This window comes from Pseudoxanthomonas putridarboris, from assembly GCF_038321125.1.
Lineage (GTDB): Bacteria > Pseudomonadota > Gammaproteobacteria > Xanthomonadales > Xanthomonadaceae > Pseudoxanthomonas_A > Pseudoxanthomonas_A putridarboris.
On the sequence record NZ_JBBWWT010000004.1, the window covers coordinates 22,105 to 41,044 of the forward strand.

The window sequence follows — 18,940 nt, forward strand, 5'->3', positions numbered from 1 at the left end:
CACCCTCCGGCTGCCCGCTAAACTCGACCGGTCACAGGGGCCAGCGGGAGGCTGGATGATCGTCGGGATTGATCTGGGCACCACCCATTCGCTGATCGGTGTCCACGGGGAAACAGGGCCACGGCTGATACCCAACGCGCTGGGCGACCTGCTCACCCCGTCGGTGGTCAGCGTGGACGAACACGACGCCGTGCTGGTGGGCAAGGCCGCCGCCGAGCGCCTGATCACCCAGCCGCAGCGCAGCGTGGCCAGTTTCAAGCGCTGGATGGGCACCGACCGGGTGACCCGCCTGGGCAAGCACCGTTTCCGCCCGGAGGAACTGTCCGCGCTGGTGCTGCGCTCGCTGATCGCCGACGCGGAAAGCCATCTGGGCGGGAAAGTCGCCGAAGCCGTCATCAGCGTGCCGGCCTACTTCGGCGACGCCCAGCGCAAGGCCACGCGCATCGCCGGCGAACTGGCCGGCATCAAGGTCGAGCGTCTGGTCAACGAACCCACCGCGGCGGCGCTGGCCTACGGCCTGCAACAGCGCGACGGAGGCGGGCGCTTCCTGGTGTTCGACCTGGGCGGCGGCACCTTCGACGTGTCGATCCTGGAAATGTTCGACGGCGTGATGGAAGTGCACGCCAGCGCTGGCGACAACTTCCTGGGCGGCGAGGACTTCCTGTCCGCCCTGCGCGATGCGGCCCTGCGCGACCTCAAGATCGACCCGCAGCGCCTGACCCCGGCCGAAGCCGCGCAAATGCGCCGCCGGCTGGAGACGGTCAAGCGCGACCTGTCGCAGGCCGCCGGCCAGCCGCTGGAGGTGGAACTGGTCGCCGGCGGCACGCCGCATGCCTGGCGGGTCGACGAAGCGCGGTTCGCGCAGGTCTGCGAACCGCTGGTGCAGCGCCTGCGCGCGCCGCTGGAGCGCGCCATGCGCGATGCGCGGCTGTCGCCGGAACAGCTGGACGACATCGTGCTGGTCGGCGGCGCCTCGCGCATGCCGCTGACCGCGCGGCTGGTGTCGCGCATGTTCGGCCGGCTGCCGCTGCGCCACGTGAACCCCGACGAGGCCATCGCCTTCGGCGCCGCAATCGCCGCCGGCATGAAGGCCCGCGACGAGGCGCTGGAAGAAGTCATCCTGACCGACGTCTGCCCGCATTCGCTCGGCGTAGACACCAGCCACGATGCCGGCAACGGCCAGCTTTCCACCGGCATCTTCTCGCCCATCATCCATCGCAACGCGACCGTGCCGGTCAGCCGGGTGGAACGCTACCAGCCGCTGCGCGACATGCAGACGCAGGTGGAATTCAACATCTACCAGGGCGAGAGCCCGCGCGTGGAGAACAACGTGCGGCTGGGCACGATCTCGGTGAAAGTGCCGCCCAAGCGCAGCCACGAGAACCCGGTGGACATCCGCTTCACCTACGACATCAACGGCCTGCTGCAGGTGGAGGCCACCGTCATCGCCACCGGCGAGACGCACGAAGTGATCCTGGAACAGAACCCGGGCGTGCTGAAGCCCGAAGAGATCCGCGAGCGCCTGGCCGCGCTGGCCGCGCTGAAGGTGCATCCGCGCGACCAGCAGGAGAACCTGGCGCTGATCGCGCGCGCCGAGCGCCTGTACGAGGAACTGCTGTGGGCCCGCCCCGACCTGCAGGATGCGCTGATCCGCTTCCGCGCGGTGCTGGACGCGCAGGACCCGGTGCAGATCCGCGAGCATCGCGGGCAGTTCTCGCAGATGCTGGAACACATCGAATCGCAGGCCTGACGCATGCAGCATGCCTTCCGCCTGCTGGGCATCGGCGCCGACGCCGACGAGCGCGAGATCAAGCGCGCCTACGCGAAGAAACTGAAGCAGACGCGTCCGGACGATGATCCGGCCGGCTTCCAGCGGCTCAACGAGGCCTACCAGAGCGCGCTGGCGCATTGCCGTCACCGCGCCAGCGCACCCGCCGATGGCGACGACGAGCGGATCGACGACGGGGCCGGCGACAGCCACCTGACGATGCGGCTCACGCTGGAAGAGCTGATGCAGAAGGTGGCGCAATCCGAGGCCGAGCCTCCCGGCGTGCCACCGACGGCGGTCGCCGAACCGATCGCGCCGCCCCCCATGGAAACGCCGCCCATGGCGCACGGCCCGGTGCGGATCGACGTGGCCGCCATCGCCCGGCAGGTACTGGCAAGTGCCGGAAGCGAAACGCCCGCCCGCCTGCGCGAATGGCTGGCCCGGCACGACGACCTGTACCTGCTGGTGGTCAAGCAGCGCGTGGGCCAGTCGGTGTTCGAGCAGATCGCCTACGACGAGGTCCCGGTGCGGCCCGCCAACCTGCAGGTGCTGGGCGAGTTCTTCGACATCGCGCCACCGGCGTGGGTGGAACAGCGGATGCGGGTGCGGCGCGCGGTGGAATCGAACGATACCGCCACCTTCGACGAAGAACGTCCCGTCGCCATCCGCCAGCTGAAGCGTCGCTTCTGGTGGCCGCAGGCGTTGTTGATGGCGTGCTTCCCCGGCCTGGCGCAGCGCATCGCCCGGCTGGCGCGGCGGCTGGAATCCGACTACGGCGGCGACGTACCGGGTATCGATCCGGCGCAGCGGCGCTTCTTCGGACTGATCGCGCATCCCTACTACTTCGGCGCCTGGCGCTGGGCCAGCGTCGCGGCGACCGCTGCATTCGCCACCGCACTGGTCGGCGCCATCGGCCTGCTGGGCGGCGCGGCGACCGATCGCGTGATGCAGGTGGCGGCCTACACCTTCAGCGCCAGCGCGGTGCTGTTGTTCCTGTGGCACCTGATGCGCCTGATGTGGGCGCTGCGCGGAACGCCCTACGGCCAACGCCCGCTCGCGCTGGCCTTGCTGCCGGCATGGCTGGCGCTGGCGGGACTGCTGGCGGGCGCCTTCCTGCCGACGTTGCCGGGGCTGGCCTACGCGCTGGTGGCGCCTGCCGCGCTGCTGTATTTCCAGCGTTTCTTCGACGGCCTGCGTTTCGCACTGGGCCTGGCGTGGCTGGCGTCGTTCCTGCCCGACCGCATTCCCGCCCCCTCCTCGTGGGTGATCGGGCTGGCGGGCGCCGCCATCGGCATGACCGTCATGGACGTGCTGTACGCGCGCCGGCACCGGTTGCCCGTGTCCGCCGCCGTGGGCAATCGCTGGACGATGATCGCGTCCTACGTCTTCTTCGGCGTTTCCCTGGTGCTGGTGCTGGGGGCCCCGCTGCTGCCCCTCTGGACGGCCGACGCATGACCCCCGGCACAGGTGCCGCCGCGCCGCCGTCGATTATCTTTTCGCGATGCGCGAATGCCTGAAATCCCTGTTGGCGCTGGCGATGCTGTCGGCGGCTACCCTGGCCGCCGCCGTGCCGCGCACGGAAGAGACTGCCGGCAACGGGGAGCCGGCGCGCGCGACCTTCGTCGACCTGACCGACGATTTCGCCCGCCTCCATGACGCCACCGAAGGCCTGCCGGAAGCCGAACGCGTGCAGGCGTTCAAGCAGCGCGTCCTGCCGCTGTTCCCTTCCTTCTACGGCATCGAGCGTTTCGAGGGCCGGGCGACTTGGGAGCAACGCGACCGGCAGATCGCGAATGCGCTGGCGCGCTTCCCCGAGCAGCGCGCCGCCTACCTGGCCAAGGCCGCGCAGTTCGGGGCGGACCTGGACGAGAACATCGCCAGCTTCCGCCAGGCCTTCTCCGATTTCAGCCTCACCACGCCGATCTACCTGCTGCATTCGCTGGGCGAAATGGACGGCGGCACGCGCGACTTCGACGGCAGGACCTACCTGATCTTCGGCGCCGACGGCATGGTGCGATACCACGCCGGGTGGGAAAGCGAGTCGGCCTTCTTCCATCACGAACTGTTCCACACCTACCACCAGCAGCGGCTGGGCGACTGCGAGCCCGTCTGGTGCGTGCTGTGGATCGAAGGACTGGCCGTGCATGTGGCCCAGCGGCTCAATCCGGACGCGAGCGAACCGGAACTGCTGCTCGATTTCCCCGCCGGCATGGCCGCGGCCACGCGCGCGGTGCTGGTGCCGTCGCTGGAGCACCTGAAAACCGTGCTGGACAGCGAGGACGACGCCACGATGAACGCGCTGTTCTCCAGCGGCACCGACGCCACGGGACTGCCCAGCAGGCGCGGTTACTATCTGGGCTGGCTGATCGCGCAGCGCATCGGGAACGACCGCGATCTGGCCGAGTTGGCGAATCTCCCCCGCGAACGGGTGCGTCCGCTGCTGGAAGCGGCCATCGACGACCTGCTGTCCACGCCCTGACCGTAACGCCGGACTTGCCTTGCGCTGCGGGGCAGGAACGATCCGCTGTTGCGGATCGCGGTCTTCGTGTTGACGGATGCGAACCATTCCCATCCCGGGTCGCCGCAGTGCACGACGGCCGCGACACACAGTGCCGCTATCATTCGGCGACCTCGCATGGAATGGCCGGAATGGCGGAATCACCACAGAAGCAACCGCTGGTAGTGGACCTCTCGGGCCCGGTGGCGCGCCTTCGGCTGGATCGCCCGGAGCTGCACAATGCCTTCGACGCCGGCCTGATCGCCGCCCTGACCGCGGCGCTGGAAGCCATCGCCGCCGACCCGGCCGTGCGCGTGCTGGTGCTGGAAGGCAGCGGCGCCTCGTTCTCGGCCGGTGCCGACCTGAACTGGATGCGCGGCATGGCCGCCGCCGGCGAAGCGGAGAACCGCGACGACGCCCTCGCCCTGGCCCGGCTGATGCGCACGCTGGACGAACTGCCCAAGCCCACCCTGGCCCGCGTCCACGGCGCGGCCTTCGGCGGCGGCGTGGGGCTGGTGGCCTGCTGCGACATCGCCATCGGCGTGCCGGAAGCGAAGTTCGGCCTGACCGAAAGCAAGCTGGGCCTGTTGCCGGCGGTGATCTCGCCCTACGTCGTCGCCGCCATCGGCGCGCGGCAGGCGCGGCGCTGGTTCGCCACGGCCGAGGTCTTCGATGCCGCCGAGGCGCTGCGGATCGGCTTGTTGCACCAGGTGGTACCGGCCGACCAACTGGACACCGCGGTGGAACGCCAGGTCGGGCTGCTGCTGAAGGCCGGTCCGATCGCCACCGCGAACGCCAAGCGGCTGGTGGCCCGGGTGGCCGGCGAAAGCGACCGCGACCTCCTCGACGCGGACAACGCCCGCCTGATCGCGCAGTTGCGGGTGTCCCCGGAAGGGCAGGAAGGCCTGTCGGCGTTCCTCGACAAACGTGCGCCCGCCTGGGCACCGAAGGAGTAGCCCATGATCGACCACATCGGCCTTCCCGTTTCCGACTACGCCCGCAGCCGTGCGTTCTACACCCAGGTGCTGGCGCCGCTGGGCTACGCCGTGGTGATGGAAGTGACCCGCGAAATGACCGGCGGCTACGAAGGCTGCGGCTTCGGCCCGCCCCAGCGTCCACACTTCTGGATCGGCACCGGCCGTGGCGGCGCTTCCGACCATGGCGTGCACATCGCCTTCGCCGCGCAGAACCGCAAGCAGGTGGACGCCTTCCACGCCGCCGCCCTGGCCGCCGGCGCCCGCGACAACGGCGCCCCGGGCCTGCGCCCGCACTACCATCCGAGCTACTACGGCGCCTTCGCCATCGACCCGGACGGCCACAACATCGAGGCGGTTTACCATCTTCCGGAGTAGCGCTTGAAAGCCCTCCCCTTCAAGGGGAGGGTTGGGTGGGGATGGTGTTCAAGGAGGAGGTCGCCATGCAAGGACAAACCAGCCGAAAGATCATTCAAGGCAAGCTGCAACAAAGACTGCGAAATCAGCCAACCAAAGCGGAACACAGGCTATGGCAGCACCTGCGAAGCAGGCAGTTGGCGGGCTGCAAGTTCCGCAGGCAGCATCCGTTCGGCGATTACATTCTGGATTTCGCGTGCCTGGAGCGGAAGATCGTCGTAGAACTGGATGGGAGCCAGCATGCGGACGACGTGCCCTACGACACTGGGCGCACCCGCTTCCTTGAAAGTGCGGGATTCAAGGTGCTTAGATTCTGGAACAATGAAGTGTTCGACAACATTGAAGGGGTGGTTGAAGTGATTCTTGACTCGTTGATCTCGCGGACAACCACACCATCCCCACCCAACCCTCCCCTTGAAGGGGAGGGCTAGAAGCGATGTTCGACAAAATCCTGATCGCCAACCGCGGCGAGATCGCCTGCCGCGTGATCCGCACCTGCCGCCGGCTGGGTATCCGCACCGTGGCGGTGTATTCCGAGGCCGATGCCGATGCGCAGCACGTGCGCCAGGCCGACGAGGCCTGGCCCATCGGCGGGCCGCGGCCGCAGGAAAGCTACCTGCGCGGCGATGCGATCCTGGACGTCGCGAAAAAAAGCGGTGCGCAGGCCATCCATCCGGGCTACGGCTTCCTGTCCGAGAACGCCGACTTCGCCGATGCCGTCGCCGCGGCCGGCCTGGCCTTCATCGGCCCCAGCGGCGCCTCGATGCGCAAGATGGGCAGCAAGGCCGGCGCCAAGGACCTGATGGACGCCGCCGGCGTGCCGGTGGTACCGGGCTACACCGGCGAGGACCAGTCGCCCAATACCCTGTCGCGCGAAGCCGCGCGCATCGGTTTCCCGCTGATGATCAAGGCCGCGCACGGTGGCGGCGGCAAGGGCATGCGCATCGTGCACGGACTGGAGGACTTCATCGCCCAGTTGGAAAGCTGCCAGCGCGAAGCGGCCAACGCCTTCGGCCGCGACCGCGTGCTGCTGGAGCGCTACGTGCAATCGCCGCGCCACATCGAGATCCAGGTGTTCGCCGACGCGCACGGCCGCACCCTGCACCTCAACGAACGCGAATGCTCGGCGCAGCGCCGTTACCAGAAGGTGCTGGAGGAATCGCCCTCGCCGTTCCTGACGCCGGAGCTGCGCGCGGCGATGGGCGATGCGGCGGTGAAGGCCGCACGGGCCATCGACTACGTCAACGCGGGCACGGTGGAATTCATCGTCGATCCGGCCGGCCAGTTCTACTTCATGGAGATCAACACCCGCCTGCAGGTGGAACACCCGGTCACCGAACTGACCACCGGGCTGGACCTGGTGGAATGGCAGTTGCGCGTGGCCGCCGCCGAAGCGTTGCCGCTGGCGCAAGAGGACGTGCCGCAGCGCGGCCACGCCATCGAAGTGCGGTTGTATGCCGAGGACCCGGAAGCCGGTTTCCTGCCCGGTTCCGGCCGCCTTGAGAAACTGTCCCTGCCCCCGCCCTCGCCGCACGTGCGCATCGACTCGGGCGTGGTCGAGGGCGATACGGTGACCATCTTCTACGACCCGATGATCGCCAAGCTGATCGTCTGGGACGAGGACCGCCCGCGCGCGCTGGCGCGGCTGCGCGATGCGCTGGCCGGATGCGACATCGCCGGGCCGAAATCCAACATCGGTTTCCTGGAGCGGCTGGCGCGGCATGCCGCCGTCGTGGACGGCACCATCGACACCGGCTACCTCGACCGCCATCTCGACGAATTCATGCCCGCCGACCGCGCGGACGCACCGATGCTGCTGGCGGCCGGCGCCGCCACCCTGCTGCTGCAGGAGGCCGACGCCCGCCGGCAGGCCGTCGCCTCCGCCGATCCGACCTCGCCCTGGGCCATCGCCGACGGCTGGCGGCTGGGCCATGCCGGCCAGCGGCCGCTGGCGTTCCAGCATCGCGGCGACACCGTGCAGCTGCTGGCCCATGGCAGCGGTGGGCGCTACCAGATCGAACACGATGGCGCGCACTATGCGCTGGAAGGCGTGCAGCTGACCGGCGACGCGCTCGGTTTGCGTATCAATGGACAGGCGCGGCGATTCCGCGTCCTGCGTCATGGTCCTCGCCTGACGCTGCACGACGGGGAACATCGGCTGACGCTGGAAGCCGTGCCGGTCTACCGGCGCGCCGATGGCGGCGACATGGGCGGCGACGCCCGCATCATCGCGCCGATGCCCGGACGCGTGGTGCTGGTCAAGGCGCGCGCGGGCGATGAAGTGGAAACGGGACAGGAGCTGCTGGTGATGGAGGCGATGAAGATGGAGCTGGCCGTCAAGGCACCGCGCAGCGGCGTGGTGGCGGAAGTGCGCGCCAGCGCCGGCGACTTCGTCGAGGCCGACACCGTCCTGGTAACGCTGGAGTGAGCCGCGCCATGGGGGCCTCCACCCGATCCGTCGCGCTGTCGCTGGCGACCGCCTCGCTGGCCGGGTGCGTGGTGTCCGCGCGACGCGCCGCCATGGGCGAATCGCCATGAACGCGCCGCTGCCGGCGCCCGCCCGCGATGGCGACTTCGTCCGCATCGTCGAAGTCGGTCCGCGCGATGGCCTGCAGAACGAGAAGACCCTGGTCGCCACCGCCGACAAGGTGGAACTGATCGACCGCCTGTCGCGGACCGGCCTGCTCAGCATCGAGGCCACCAGCTTCGTCAGCCCCAAGTGGGTGCCGCAGCTGGCGGATGCGGCGGAAGTCTTCGCCGCCATCGACCGCCGTCCCGGCACCGCCTACCCCGTGCTGGTGCCCAACGAGAAAGGCTACGAGCGCGCGCGCGAAGTGGGCGTGCAGGAAGTGGCGGTGTTCACCGCCGCGTCCGAAGCCTTCAACCAAAAGAACATCAACGCCGGCATCGACGAATCCATCGAGCGCTTCCGCCCGGTGCTGGAACGCGCCGCCGCCGATGGCGTCAAGGTGCGTGGCTACGTGTCCACCGTGCTGGGCTGCCCCTACCAGGGCGCCGTGCCGGTGGCCGATGTGGTGCGCGTGGCGAAAACGCTGCATGCGCTGGGCTGCTACGAGATATCGCTGGGCGACACCATCGGCGTGGGCACGCCCCACCAGGCCAGCACGATGCTGAAGGCCGTCGCCGGCGAAGTGCCGCTGCCCGCGCTGGCGGTGCATTTCCACGACACCTACGGGCAGGCGCTGGCCAATATCCTGGCCTGCCTGGAGGACGGCGTACGGGTGGTGGATTCGGCCGTGTCCGGCGCCGGCGGCTGCCCCTACGCGAAGGGCGCCAGCGGCAACGTGGCCAGCGAGGACGTGGTCTACCTGCTGCACGGCCTGGGCATGCGCACCGGCGTGGACCTGCCGGCCCTGGCCGAGACCGGGCGCTGGCTGGCCGGCCGGCTGGGCCGCGAAACCGGCAGCCGTGTCGGCAAGGCGCTGGCGGCCACATGACCCCCAGCGGCGCGTCCGACGACGGCAAGACGAGTGGTCAGGACGCGACCGCAAGCCCCGGTCTGGCGCCGCTGCTGTCCTCGCTGGAAGCGGCCGCGCACGACCCGGCCACGCCCGCGCCGCAACGCACCCTGCTGGCGCAAGCCCTCGACGCCCTGCGCATGAAGCAGCGCGAGGCCGAGACCGAGCGCTCGCGCTACCGCAACCTGTTCGACGCCGTGCCCGACCCGGTCAGCATCATCGCCGAGGACGGCACCGTGCTGGATCTCAACAAGGCCGGCATGCAGGCGTACCGCCGCCGGCGCGAGGAGATCGTCGGCCGCAACATCAACGTGCTGAACCCCGACCTGCCGCGCGACCACCTGGTGCCCGTCTGGGAAACGCTCAACCGCGGCGAGACCTACGTCATCGAAGTCACCAACATGCGCGGGGACGGCACGCGCTTCCCGGTGGAAGTGCACTCGGCCAACATCAACTTCGACGGCCGCAAGAGCATCGTCGCCGTCGCCCGCGACATCAGCAGCCGGCGCGAGGCCGAACTGCGCTACCGCGAACTGATGGAAACGCTGGACAAGGGCATCGTGGTGCACAACCGCGACCTGGAAATCCAGTACTGCAACGGCGCGGCGATGCGCATCTTCGGCATCCGCGAGGACCAGCGCGTGGACCAGGAACTGGCGCTGGACCGCTGGCACATCGTCGACGAGGACGGCCGCGAGATGGCGCGCCACGAACTGCCCGCCCAGCGCGCGCTGGACAGCGGCCAGATGGTGGAGAGCGTGCTGCTGGGCATGTACCACCGCGAGAAGAAGCACCTGCTCTGGCTCACCGCCACCTCGGTGCCGCAGTTCGCCCCCGGCGCCAGCATACCGGCGCAGGTCACCACCCTGTACAGCGACGTCACCGAGCTCAAGCGCGACAGCGCGCTGTTCGACCGCGCGCAGTCGCTGGCGCACATCGGTGGCTGGGAATGGGACATCGGCCGCGACCGCATGTACCTGACCGACGAGGCGCAGCGCATCCTCGGCGCGGCGCGCTCGCTGGACACGCTGGATTCCGTGCTGCTGTGCCTGCGCGAGCCCGACCGCCGCCGCCTGCGCGGCGCGCTGGAACTGGTGACGGCCGGCGGCAAGGGTTTCGACCTGGAATTGCAGGGCAGCCAGGCCGATGGCCATCCTTTCTGGATCCGCGTGATCGGCGACGCCGAGCCCGGCGATCCCGGCGCCTCGCGCATCACCGGCACCATGCAGGACATCTCGCAGGACAAGCAGGCCGAGGAAACCCTGCGCATCCAGGCGCGCACCGATCCGCTCACCGGGCTGATGAACCGCGATGCAGTGCTGACCGAACTGGGCGCGCGCCTGGCCGACCCGGAACGGGAGCGCGTGGCGGTGCTCTACATCGACCTGGACCGCTTCAAGATGGTCAACGACGTGCTGGGCCACAACGCCGGCGACGAGCTGCTGGTGCAGGCCTCGGACCGCATCCGCGGCGCGGTCGGCACCGACGGCATGATCGCGCGCTTCGGCGGCGACGAGTTCCTGGTCATCTGCGACGCCGGCGACGACCCGCACCTGCCGGAGAAGCTGGCGCACGCCGTGCTGGGCGCGTTCGCCGACGCCTTCCGCTTCGGCAAGGACGAGTTCGCCATCACCGCCAGCATCGGCCTGGCGCAGGCGCCGCGCGACGGGCAGCGGCCGCAGCAGCTGATCCAGAACGCCGACATCGCGATGTACGACAGCAAGCACCGCGCGCGCAACGGCTGGCAGACCTTCACCCAGGAACTGGCGCAGCGGCAACAGGACCGCCTGCAGATCGAGACGCAGCTGCGCCGCGCGGTGGACAACGACGAATTCCGGCTGGTCTACCAGCCGCAGGTGGACCTGCGCAACGGGCGCGTGGTCGCGGCCGAGGCGCTGATCCGCTGGCAGAACCACCAACTGGGCGAACTGCGGCCGGACCTGTTCATCAGCCATGCCGAGACCACCGGCGACATCGTGCGCATCGGCAGCTGGGTGCTGCGCGAAGCCTGCCGGCAGATCGCCGACTGGCGCGACCAGGGCCTGGGCATCGTGCGGGTGGCCGTCAACGTGTCGTACCGGCAGTTCGCCGGCGACGACCTGGCCGACCGGGTGCGCGCGATCCTGGCCGAGTTCGACCTGCCCGGCGCCGCGCTGGAGCTGGAGTTCACCGAACGCGTGCTGATCGAGGACGCGCCGGCCACGCTGCGCACCTTCGCCGACCTGCGCCAGTTGGGCGTGGTGCTGACCATCGACGATTTCGGCGAAGGCTACAGCGCGCTCAACTATCTGCGCCGCCTGCCCATCCACGGCCTCAAGCTCAGCCCCCTGTTCACCGAAGGCGTGCCCAACAACCGCTCCGACGTGGCGGTCTGCCAGGCGGTCTCCGCCATCGCCCGCAGCCTGGGCCTGGGGCTGGTGGCCGAGGGCGTGGAATCGGAAGCGCAACGGCAGTTCCTGCTGCAACTGGGCGTGCCGGTCGGCCAGGGCTTCCTGTTCGCCCCGGGCCTGTCCCCCGACGAATTCGCCCGCCGACTGTCCGGCGCCCCGCTGGAGCGCGTGCTGCACGCCTGAGGCCTTCCGCCCTGTAGGAGCGGCTTCAGCCGCGACCGCGGAAACAGGTAGCCATTGGTCGCGGATTGAGGCAGGGGAACGCGGATCGGCATTTTCGCTTCATCCGCGGAATCCGCGCGAATCCGTGGCCAACGCTTGTTCACGATCACGGTCGCGGCTGAAGCCGCTCCTACAGAGGGTGGAAACGGACCTGAGCACCATCGCGTAAAATGCCGGTTTTCCGCAGCAGGTTCCCGCATGCAGCTTTCCGATATCCGCTCCGTCGTCACCGGCGGCGTTTCCGGCCTGGGCCTGGCCGTGGCCCGCCATGTGGTCGCCCACGGCGGCAAGGTGGCCCTGTTCGACGTCAACGACGACAAGGGCGCGGCGGCCATCGCAGAATTGGGCGAGGCCAACGCCCGCTACTTCCGTACCGACGTGACCGACGAAGCCGGGGTGGCCGCCAACATCGCCGCGGCGAAGGATTTCCTGGGCGGCCTGAACGCGGCGATCAACTGCGCCGGCATCCTCGGCGCCGGCCGCGTGCTGGGCAAGGACGCGCCAATGCCGCTGTCCACGTTCCAGACCACGGTGCTGGTCAATCTGGTGGGCAGCTTCAACGTGGCCAAGGCCGCGGCCGACGCGATGCAGCACAACGCGCCCAACGCCGACGGCGAGCGCGGCGTGATCGTCAACACCGCCAGCGCGGCCGCCTACGAAGGCCAGATCGGCCAGGCGGCGTATTCCGCCTCCAAGGGCGGCGTGGTCGGCATGACCCTGCCGATGGCGCGCGAGCTGGCCCGCTTCGGCATCCGCGTGATGACGGTGGCGCCGGGCATCTTCTGGACGCCGATGGTCGATGGCATGCCCGAAGCCGTGCAGCAGTCGCTCAGCGCTTCCATCCCCTTCCCGTCCCGCCTGGGCAAGCCGGAGGAATTCGCCGACCTGGTGGCCTACATCCTCGGCAACCCCTACCTCAACGGCGAAACCATCCGCCTGGACGGCGCGGTGCGGCTGGCGCCGAAATAAGCCGGGATTCGGGATGACGGGATCGGGGATTCGCAAACGCGAAACACCGGTTCCCTCCCCCGCTTCGCCGCTTTCCACCAATCTCCAATCACGAATCACGAATCCCGACCCATGAAAGCTTTCGACATCAAGAAAGGCAACGTCGTCGAACACAACGGCGGCGTGTACCAGATCCGCGACATCGAGCGCAGTTCGCCGCAGGGCCGCGGCGGCAACGTGCGTTTCCGCTTCATCATGTACAGCGTGCCGGGCGGCAACAAGCTGGACGCCAGCTTCGACGCCGACGACAACCTCACCGAGGTCGAACTGCTGCGCCGGCAGGCGACGTATTCGTACAAGGACGGCGATGCGTTCGTGTTCCTCGACGACGAGGACTACACGCCGTACACGCTGGACGCCAACGTCATCGGCGACGACGCCGGCTACATCACCGACGGCCTGACCGGCTGCTACGTGCAGGTGATCGACGAACTGCCGGTGGCGCTGCAGCTGCCGCAGCACGTGACGCTGGAAGTGGTGGAAACCCCGCCGGAACTGAAGGGCGGCACCGCCACCAAGCGCCCCAAGCCGGCCAAGCTCAGCACCGGCCTGGAAATCATGGTGCCGGAGTACATCACCAACGGCGAACGCATCCTGGTCAACACCACCACCGGCGAGTTCGGCGGCCGCGCGGACTGAGCGCGCTGCTGGCAGCCCCGCCCCCCCGCAAGCGGGGGGAAAGAATGCAGCACGACGTTTCACTGGTGCGGTCCGCAGACTGTCGCCCTGACCCATACGGATATCGCCCCCTCCCCCGCCTGCGGGGGAGGGTTGGGGTGGGGGCAAGCCGAAGTCAGCGCTCTTTGGCAACTGCATATCAATCAAGCACGGGGCTTTCACCCGGCATCGCACTCGACGCGCACGATGCACTGAAATCCGTCTGCTCCGTTCCGCCCCCATCCCAGCCTTCCCCCGCAAGCGGGGGAAGGGGCACCGAATGACGCTTCATTGGCACAGTCCACACGGCATAACGCCCTTACGGACTGCTGCCCGGAATCCCCTGCCCTGCATGCAGGTCGCGCAGGCGCTGGCCGATCACGGCGACATTGGCCTTGATGCCGAGCAGCGCTTCGCGCTGTTCCGCCGGCAGCCACCGGTCGAACTGTTCACGCAGGGCGGCATCCTGCCTTTTCAGCCGTGCCACGCGCACGGCGGCTTCCGTGCCGGCGCGTTGGCGCTCTTCCGCCTGGGGCAATCCGTAGCCTTCCGGCACCAATTCCGCCGGGCGACTGACGAAGCCCGCATCGCCCAGCCACTGCCGCAGCGCCTGCAATGCATCGGCGACCTCCGCCGGCTGCATGCGCCCCGATCCGAGGTAGCGCCGCTTCAGTTCGTCCCGCAGCAGCAATCGCTGGCGGCGCAGCGCGGCGTTCTCCAGCACCAGCAGGGCCGCGCTGGCGCGCAGAGCCTGCCCCGCCGGACTTGATCCGGAGTCGGCCCGCGGCAGCCAGTCCGCGCGCGCGGCCGGTGACAATGCCAGCCATTCCTGCGCGTCCCGCTGCGGGAGCGACAGCGATTCGCGCGCGACTTCGAAAAGCGCTTGATAGCGCGCGCTCATCGGCTCGAAGTAATAGCCCAGGCGACGGGCCTCGGCCGCATCGCTCAGCACCGATCCATCGACGGCATCCGCGCGCTCCAGTTTCCGCAACAGGCCGGTCGGCGTGATGCTGGCCAATCTTTCCCCGCCGAGGCGAGGAACCCCTTCGGCCAGCAATCTCCACGTCTCCACCGCGCAGTTGTTGCCGATGAAGTAATAGCGGCCGTCGTAGCTCCAGTGCAGTTGCGCGGCGCGCTCCAGCAGGGTGGCGATCTCATCGGCTTCCAGCTTCAACGGGAGGGATCGCAGGCCGCGCAGCTCGACCTTGGTGTATTCCTCGATCACCTGGTCCAGCGGCAGCAGGAAAAGCCGCGAAGGATACGAACCGGTCAGCCCGCGCCAACCGGAAATCTGCACGTCGCCGACGAAGGCGCGGAACGAGATGACGCGATGGTGCGACAGGTCCAGCCGGCAATCCGGCCCGGGCGCCCTGCCCGGCGCGCAGACCACCAACCGCAACATGCTGTGGCCCCAGCGGCTCATCGGCTGCCCGTTGCCCTCGGCCAGCAGGTAGTCGATTTCGTAGACACGCGCGGGATCGAGTTCGAGCAAGGCGGCCTCGCCCTTCTCCGCATCGGCATCCAGGTAAGGCAATCCGGGCGCACAGTCGCGCGGTGCTTCCGCCACACCGAAATGCACGGCGAAGTGGCGATGCAACGCAGGACGACGGCAGGCGTACTCCGGGTCCAGCACGAAATATTCCAGGTTGACCGCCACGAACTCCGAGGGCTTCGCCAGCTCATAGCGGTCCGGGCTGCGTTCGGTCGCATCGTTGCGCGAACGGCGTCCCGCCAACGGCAATGGACTGCGCTGCCAGCCGGCCAGGTCGCGCAGGCGCGCATCGCCGGAGAGAGCATTGCGGTTCGCACGGTCGTAGGCATGCGCCAGTTCGTGGACCAACGCCGCGCGCACGGCGTTGGCGCCTTCATCCGAACCCGTCGGGCGCACCATCCATGCGTCCAGCAGCGCACGATCCAGCCACAGCCGGCGACCGGCGAAGCGGCCATGCACATCGGCGGGAAGATCGTCGCGCCAGCCCAGCGTGATGCCGCCGGGCAACCCATCCAGCCACCGCGCCGGCAGACGCGCGGCGACGTCGTCCAGAAGCCGTTGGGCGGCCCGCGCCTGCTCCGGCGACAGGCCATCGGCGCTCACCCGCGGTGAGCCGGACCAGGCGTGGGAAGACCACGCCAGCAGCAATGCCAGCGCCCATCCGCGCCGGCCCCAAGGCCGACGCCGGGACATCAACGGGCCAGGATGGCCTGCGCCAGCTGCATGTCGCTGGCTTCGCGGGCTTGCGGATCGTGTTCGCGCAGATGGCGCAGGGCGGCTTCCAGTTGCGCGCCGCGGATGCGGCCGTTGCTGGCGACGAAGCTGGCGGCGTCTTCGCGCGCCTGCAGCACCACCTTGTCGTCGCCCGACGTGCTGCCGGACGAGGCCGAGGAACCGGCCGAGGACGCACCGGCGGAGGTGCCGGCGAAACTGCCGGCCAGCGCCGGGAGGGAAAGCGCCAGCAACGCGCCGGCGAGGATCAGTCGGGACATGAAGTCTTCCATCGGGGGATTGGACGCCCTCTGCGGAGCGCGGTGAACAAAGACTACCCGCAAACCCCCACGGGCGCCTGAATCCACGTCACGCCCTGTAGGAGCGCCCCATGGGCGCGATGCTCTTGCGCCGTCATCGGGAAAAGATCGCGCCCATGGGGCGCTCCTACGGAGGCTGGGGTGCGTCAGGTATCGAACAGCTTGCCCGGGTTCATCAGTCCGTTGGGGTCCAGCACCTGCTTGATGCCGCGCATTACCGCGATCTCCTCGGCGCTGCGCGTGCTTTCCAGGTAACCCTTCTTGACCAGGCCGATGCCGTGCTCGGCCGAGATGCTGCCCTGGTGGCGCTTCAACGCCTCGGCCAGCAGCTTGGTCACCTGCTCGCACTGGACGACGAAATCGGCATCGCCCACATCGTCCGGCTTCAGCACATTGATGTGCAGGTTGCCGTCGCCGATATGGCCGAACCACACCACGTCGAAGTGCGGATACGCCTGCCCCAGCAGCGCCTGCGTCTCGGCCAGGAAGGCCGGCATGGCGGAGATGCGTACCGACACATCGTTCTTGTAGGGCTTGTAACGGGCCAGCGCCTCGGTGATGCCTTCGCGCAACCGCCACAACTGGGCGGCCTGGGCGTCGCTCTGGCTGATCACGCCGTCGCTGACCCAGCCGTGCTCCATGCAGTCCTCGAAGGCCGCCATCGCGGCGGCTTCCTTCGCCTCGTCGCCGATGGCGAATTCGGTGACCACGTAGTACGGATGCACGTCGTCGAACGGCTTCTGAGCGCCGTGCGCCAGCACGTGGTGCAACGCGCGGTCGGTGAAGAACTCGAACGCTTCCAGTTGGAGCCGCGCGCGGAACGCGCCGAACACTTCCATCAGCACGTCGAACGACGGCAGCGCCAACAGCATCACGTTGGTCGGCGGCGGCGGATCGGTCAGCCGCAACGTGGCTTCCACCACGATGCCGAGCGTGCCTTCCGAGGCGATGACCAGGTGGCGCAGGTCATAGCCGCTGGAGTTCTTGATGAGCCCGCGGTTGAGTTCCAGCAGCTCGCCGGTACCCGTCACCAGTTTCAGGCCGGCGATCCATTCGCGGGTATTGCCGTAGCGGATCACCCGGATGCCGCCGGCGTTGGTGGCGATGTTGCCGCCGATGGAACAGGAACCGCGCGCGGCGAAGTCCACCGGATAGACCAGGCCATGTTTGCGCGCCGCGTTGTGCACGGCTTCCAGCGGCATGCCGGCCTGCACGGTCAGCGTGCGATCCACCGCATTGAAATCCAGCGCCTGGTTCATCCGTTCCAGGCTGAGCACCAGTTCGCCATGGGCGGCGACGGCACCGCCGGACAGGCCGGTACGGCCGCCAGAGGGCACGACGGCGATGCCATGTCCGTTGGCCCAGCGCACGACGGCCTGCACTTCCTCCACCGTGGCAGGCAGCGCGACCGCCAGCGGCGCCGGCGTCCAGCGCCGGGTCCAGTCGCGGCCGTAATGCTCCAGGTCGGCGGGATCGGTCTTCAGGCGCAGCGCCGGCGCGGCGTGCAGCAGGGCGTCCAGGCGCGGGTCGGTCATGATGCGGGCGGATCGTGGGGGGCGCCCAGCGTGCCAGCGATGCTGCGCTGCGTCCAGAAGGGGAGGAGGTTGCTGGTTGTGGGGGCGACGGTTTCACCAGCAACCGAGAACCCGCAACCAGCAACCCCCGACATCCCTTCCGCACCGCAGCAATCCCCCTCGCCATCTGGCATAGTGTCCGCCCCTCTTTATTCCCGCGCCCTTCCCCGCAATGTCGAACAAGAAGACCTCGTATCCGAAGCAGGACATCCGCGTGCTGTTGTTGGAGGGGGTCAGCCAGACCGCCGTGGAGACGTTCCGTGCCGCCGGTTACTCGCAGATCGAGTTCCACGAGAAATCATTGCCGGAAGACGAGCTGAAGCGGCGCATCGCCGAGGCGCACATCGTCGGCATCCGCTCGCGCACCCACCTGAGCGAGGACGTGCTGGCGCAGGCGCGCCGCCTGATCGCGGTGGGCTGCTTCTGCATCGGCACCAACCAGGTGGACCTGGACGCGGCGGAACTGGCCGGCATCCCGGTCTTCAACGCGCCGTACTCCAACACCCGCAGCGTGGCCGAACTGGTGATCGCGCAGGCCATCATGCTGATGCGCGGCATCCCGCAGAAGAACGCCGAATGCCACCGCGGCGGCTGGTCCAAATCGGCCGCCGGCAGCCACGAAGCGCGCGGCAAGACGCTGGGCATCGTCGGCTACGGCCACATCGGCACGCAGGTCGGCGTGCTGGCCGAGGCGATCGGCATGCAGGTGATCTTCCACGACATCGAGACCAAGCTGTCGCTGGGCAATGCGCGCTCGGCCGCCAGCCTGGACGACCTGCTGGAACGCAGCGACGTGGTGACCCTGCACGTGCCGGAGACGGCGGCCACCAAGGACATGTTCGGCGCCGCGCAGATCGCCAGGATGAAGCGCGGCGCGCACCTGATCAACGCTTCGCGCGGCACCGTGGTCGACATCGACGCGCTGGCCGGCGCGCTGGCCTCCGGCCAGGTGGGCGGCGCGGCGGTGGACGTGTTCCCGGTGGAGCCCAAGGGCAACGCCGAGTCCTTCGAATCGCCCCTGCGCGGGCTGGACAACGTGATCCTGACCCCGCACGTGGGCGGCAGCACGCTGGAGGCGCAGGACAACATCGGCGTGGAGGTGGCGGCCAAGCTGGTGCGCTACAGCGACAACGGCAGCACGCTGTCGGCGGTGAACTTCCCCGAAGCCACCCTGCCCGGCCACGAAGGCAGCCGCCGCATCCTGCACATCCACCGCAACGTGCCCGGCGTGCTGTCGCAGATCAACGACATCTTCCGCGACCGCGGCATCAACATCGACGGCCAGTTCCTGCGCACCGACCCCAAGGTCGGCTACGTGGTCATCGACGTGACCGCCGACGAGGAACAGACCGCCAGCCTGCGCGAGGCGATGGCGGCCATTCCCGGCACGCTGCGGACCCGCGTGCTGTACTGAGACGCAGCCACGGGAGC

At 68.9% G+C, this 18,940-nt stretch carries 15 protein-coding genes; 12 read left to right on the forward strand and 3 right to left on the reverse strand.

The genetic code is table 11. The features are described 5' to 3' along the window. Positions 1–55 precede the first annotated feature (55 nt). The 11 genes from AAD027_RS10045 to yeiP all read left to right on the forward strand — a co-directional run bounded on the left by AAD027_RS10045 (position 56) and on the right by yeiP (position 13,394). Complete coding sequence (locus tag AAD027_RS10045; protein WP_341725897.1) at positions 56–1,750, forward strand: Hsp70 family protein; 1,695 nt, start codon at positions 56–58, stop codon at positions 1,748–1,750. A 3-nt stretch (positions 1,751–1,753) separates the two neighbouring features. Continuing rightward, on the forward strand, positions 1,754–3,223 hold the full coding sequence (locus AAD027_RS10050; protein WP_341725898.1) for a J domain-containing protein: 1,470 nt from the start codon (positions 1,754–1,756) through the stop codon (positions 3,221–3,223). 46 nt (positions 3,224–3,269) lie between these two features. After that, positions 3,270–4,247, forward strand: a complete 978-nt coding sequence (locus AAD027_RS10055; protein WP_341725899.1) for a DUF2268 domain-containing putative Zn-dependent protease — start codon at positions 3,270–3,272, stop codon at positions 4,245–4,247. Positions 4,248–4,417: 170 nt separating this feature from the next. After that, positions 4,418–5,221, forward strand: a complete 804-nt coding sequence (locus tag AAD027_RS10060) for an enoyl-CoA hydratase-related protein (RefSeq protein ID WP_341725900.1) — start codon at positions 4,418–4,420, stop codon at positions 5,219–5,221. A 3-nt stretch (positions 5,222–5,224) separates the two neighbouring features. Further along, the gene (locus AAD027_RS10065) at positions 5,225–5,617 is read left to right on the forward strand and encodes a VOC family protein (protein WP_341725901.1); all 393 of its coding nucleotides are present in this window, start codon (positions 5,225–5,227) and stop codon (positions 5,615–5,617) included. A 65-nt stretch (positions 5,618–5,682) separates the two neighbouring features. Beyond that, positions 5,683–6,087 carry an endonuclease domain-containing protein gene (locus tag AAD027_RS10070; protein ID WP_341725902.1) on the forward strand — a complete coding sequence of 135 codons (405 nt, stop codon included), beginning with the start codon at positions 5,683–5,685 and terminating at the stop codon, positions 6,085–6,087. A gap of 5 nt (positions 6,088–6,092) precedes the next feature. Then, on the forward strand, positions 6,093–8,084 hold the full coding sequence (locus tag AAD027_RS10075) for an acetyl/propionyl/methylcrotonyl-CoA carboxylase subunit alpha (protein ID WP_341725903.1): 1,992 nt from the start codon (positions 6,093–6,095) through the stop codon (positions 8,082–8,084). A 106-nt stretch (positions 8,085–8,190) separates the two neighbouring features. After that, positions 8,191–9,114 carry a hydroxymethylglutaryl-CoA lyase gene (locus tag AAD027_RS10080; protein ID WP_341725904.1) on the forward strand — a complete coding sequence of 308 codons (924 nt, stop codon included), beginning with the start codon at positions 8,191–8,193 and terminating at the stop codon, positions 9,112–9,114. After that, positions 9,111–11,708, forward strand: a complete 2,598-nt coding sequence (locus AAD027_RS10085; protein WP_341725905.1) for a sensor domain-containing protein — start codon at positions 9,111–9,113, stop codon at positions 11,706–11,708. Before AAD027_RS10080 ends, AAD027_RS10085 begins: the two co-directional genes overlap by 4 nt. 237 nt (positions 11,709–11,945) lie before the next feature. Then, positions 11,946–12,716, forward strand: a complete 771-nt coding sequence (locus tag AAD027_RS10090) for an SDR family NAD(P)-dependent oxidoreductase (protein WP_341725906.1) — start codon at positions 11,946–11,948, stop codon at positions 12,714–12,716. Between the two features lie 111 nt (positions 12,717–12,827). Then, complete coding sequence (yeiP, locus tag AAD027_RS10095) at positions 12,828–13,394, forward strand: elongation factor P-like protein YeiP (RefSeq protein ID WP_341725907.1); 567 nt, start codon at positions 12,828–12,830, stop codon at positions 13,392–13,394. 337 nt (positions 13,395–13,731) lie between these two features. Here the strand turns inward: yeiP and AAD027_RS10100 are convergent, their stop codons facing one another. The 3 genes from AAD027_RS10100 to AAD027_RS10110 form a co-directional block, all read right to left on the reverse strand. Then, a complete protein-coding gene (locus AAD027_RS10100; RefSeq protein WP_425605432.1) occupies positions 13,732–15,597 on the reverse strand; it encodes a DUF7844 domain-containing protein in 1,866 nt (621 codons plus the stop codon). Continuing rightward, positions 15,597–15,896 carry a DUF2388 domain-containing protein gene (locus tag AAD027_RS10105; protein ID WP_341725909.1) on the reverse strand — a complete coding sequence of 100 codons (300 nt, stop codon included), beginning with the start codon at positions 15,894–15,896 and terminating at the stop codon, positions 15,597–15,599. Before AAD027_RS10105 ends, AAD027_RS10100 begins: the two co-directional genes overlap by 1 nt. 185 nt (positions 15,897–16,081) lie before the next feature. Then, positions 16,082–17,470, reverse strand: a complete 1,389-nt coding sequence (locus AAD027_RS10110; protein ID WP_341725910.1) for an FAD-binding oxidoreductase — start codon at positions 17,468–17,470, stop codon at positions 16,082–16,084. A gap of 211 nt (positions 17,471–17,681) precedes the next feature. Between AAD027_RS10110 and serA the strand changes: the two genes are divergently transcribed. Beyond that, positions 17,682–18,923, forward strand: a complete 1,242-nt coding sequence (gene serA, locus AAD027_RS10115) for a phosphoglycerate dehydrogenase (protein WP_341725911.1) — start codon at positions 17,682–17,684, stop codon at positions 18,921–18,923. Positions 18,924–18,940: the final 17 nt, after the last annotated feature.

What these genes read in the sequence shown, in the direction of transcription:
- AAD027_RS10045 (WP_341725897.1), top strand. Translation starts at nt 56, where the DNA reads ATGATCGTCGGGATTGATCTGGGCACCACCCATTCGCTGATCGGTGTC.
- AAD027_RS10050 (WP_341725898.1), top strand. Translation starts at nt 1,754, where the DNA reads ATGCAGCATGCCTTCCGCCTGCTGGGCATCGGCGCCGACGCCGACGAG.
- AAD027_RS10055 (WP_341725899.1), top strand. Translation starts at nt 3,270, where the DNA reads ATGCGCGAATGCCTGAAATCCCTGTTGGCGCTGGCGATGCTGTCGGCG.
- AAD027_RS10060 (WP_341725900.1), top strand. Translation starts at nt 4,418, where the DNA reads ATGGCGGAATCACCACAGAAGCAACCGCTGGTAGTGGACCTCTCGGGC.
- AAD027_RS10065 (WP_341725901.1), top strand. Translation starts at nt 5,225, where the DNA reads ATGATCGACCACATCGGCCTTCCCGTTTCCGACTACGCCCGCAGCCGT.
- AAD027_RS10070 (WP_341725902.1), top strand. Translation starts at nt 5,683, where the DNA reads ATGCAAGGACAAACCAGCCGAAAGATCATTCAAGGCAAGCTGCAACAA.
- AAD027_RS10075 (WP_341725903.1), top strand. Translation starts at nt 6,093, where the DNA reads ATGTTCGACAAAATCCTGATCGCCAACCGCGGCGAGATCGCCTGCCGC.
- AAD027_RS10080 (WP_341725904.1), top strand. Translation starts at nt 8,191, where the DNA reads ATGAACGCGCCGCTGCCGGCGCCCGCCCGCGATGGCGACTTCGTCCGC.
- AAD027_RS10085 (WP_341725905.1), top strand. Translation starts at nt 9,111, where the DNA reads ATGACCCCCAGCGGCGCGTCCGACGACGGCAAGACGAGTGGTCAGGAC.
- AAD027_RS10090 (WP_341725906.1), top strand. Translation starts at nt 11,946, where the DNA reads ATGCAGCTTTCCGATATCCGCTCCGTCGTCACCGGCGGCGTTTCCGGC.
- yeiP (WP_341725907.1), top strand. Translation starts at nt 12,828, where the DNA reads ATGAAAGCTTTCGACATCAAGAAAGGCAACGTCGTCGAACACAACGGC.
- AAD027_RS10100 (WP_425605432.1), bottom strand. Translation starts at nt 15,597, where the DNA reads ATGTCCCGGCGTCGGCCTTGGGGCCGGCGCGGATGGGCGCTGGCATTG.
- AAD027_RS10105 (WP_341725909.1), bottom strand. Translation starts at nt 15,896, where the DNA reads ATGTCCCGACTGATCCTCGCCGGCGCGTTGCTGGCGCTTTCCCTCCCG.
- AAD027_RS10110 (WP_341725910.1), bottom strand. Translation starts at nt 17,470, where the DNA reads ATGACCGACCCGCGCCTGGACGCCCTGCTGCACGCCGCGCCGGCGCTG.
- serA (WP_341725911.1), top strand. Translation starts at nt 17,682, where the DNA reads ATGTCGAACAAGAAGACCTCGTATCCGAAGCAGGACATCCGCGTGCTG.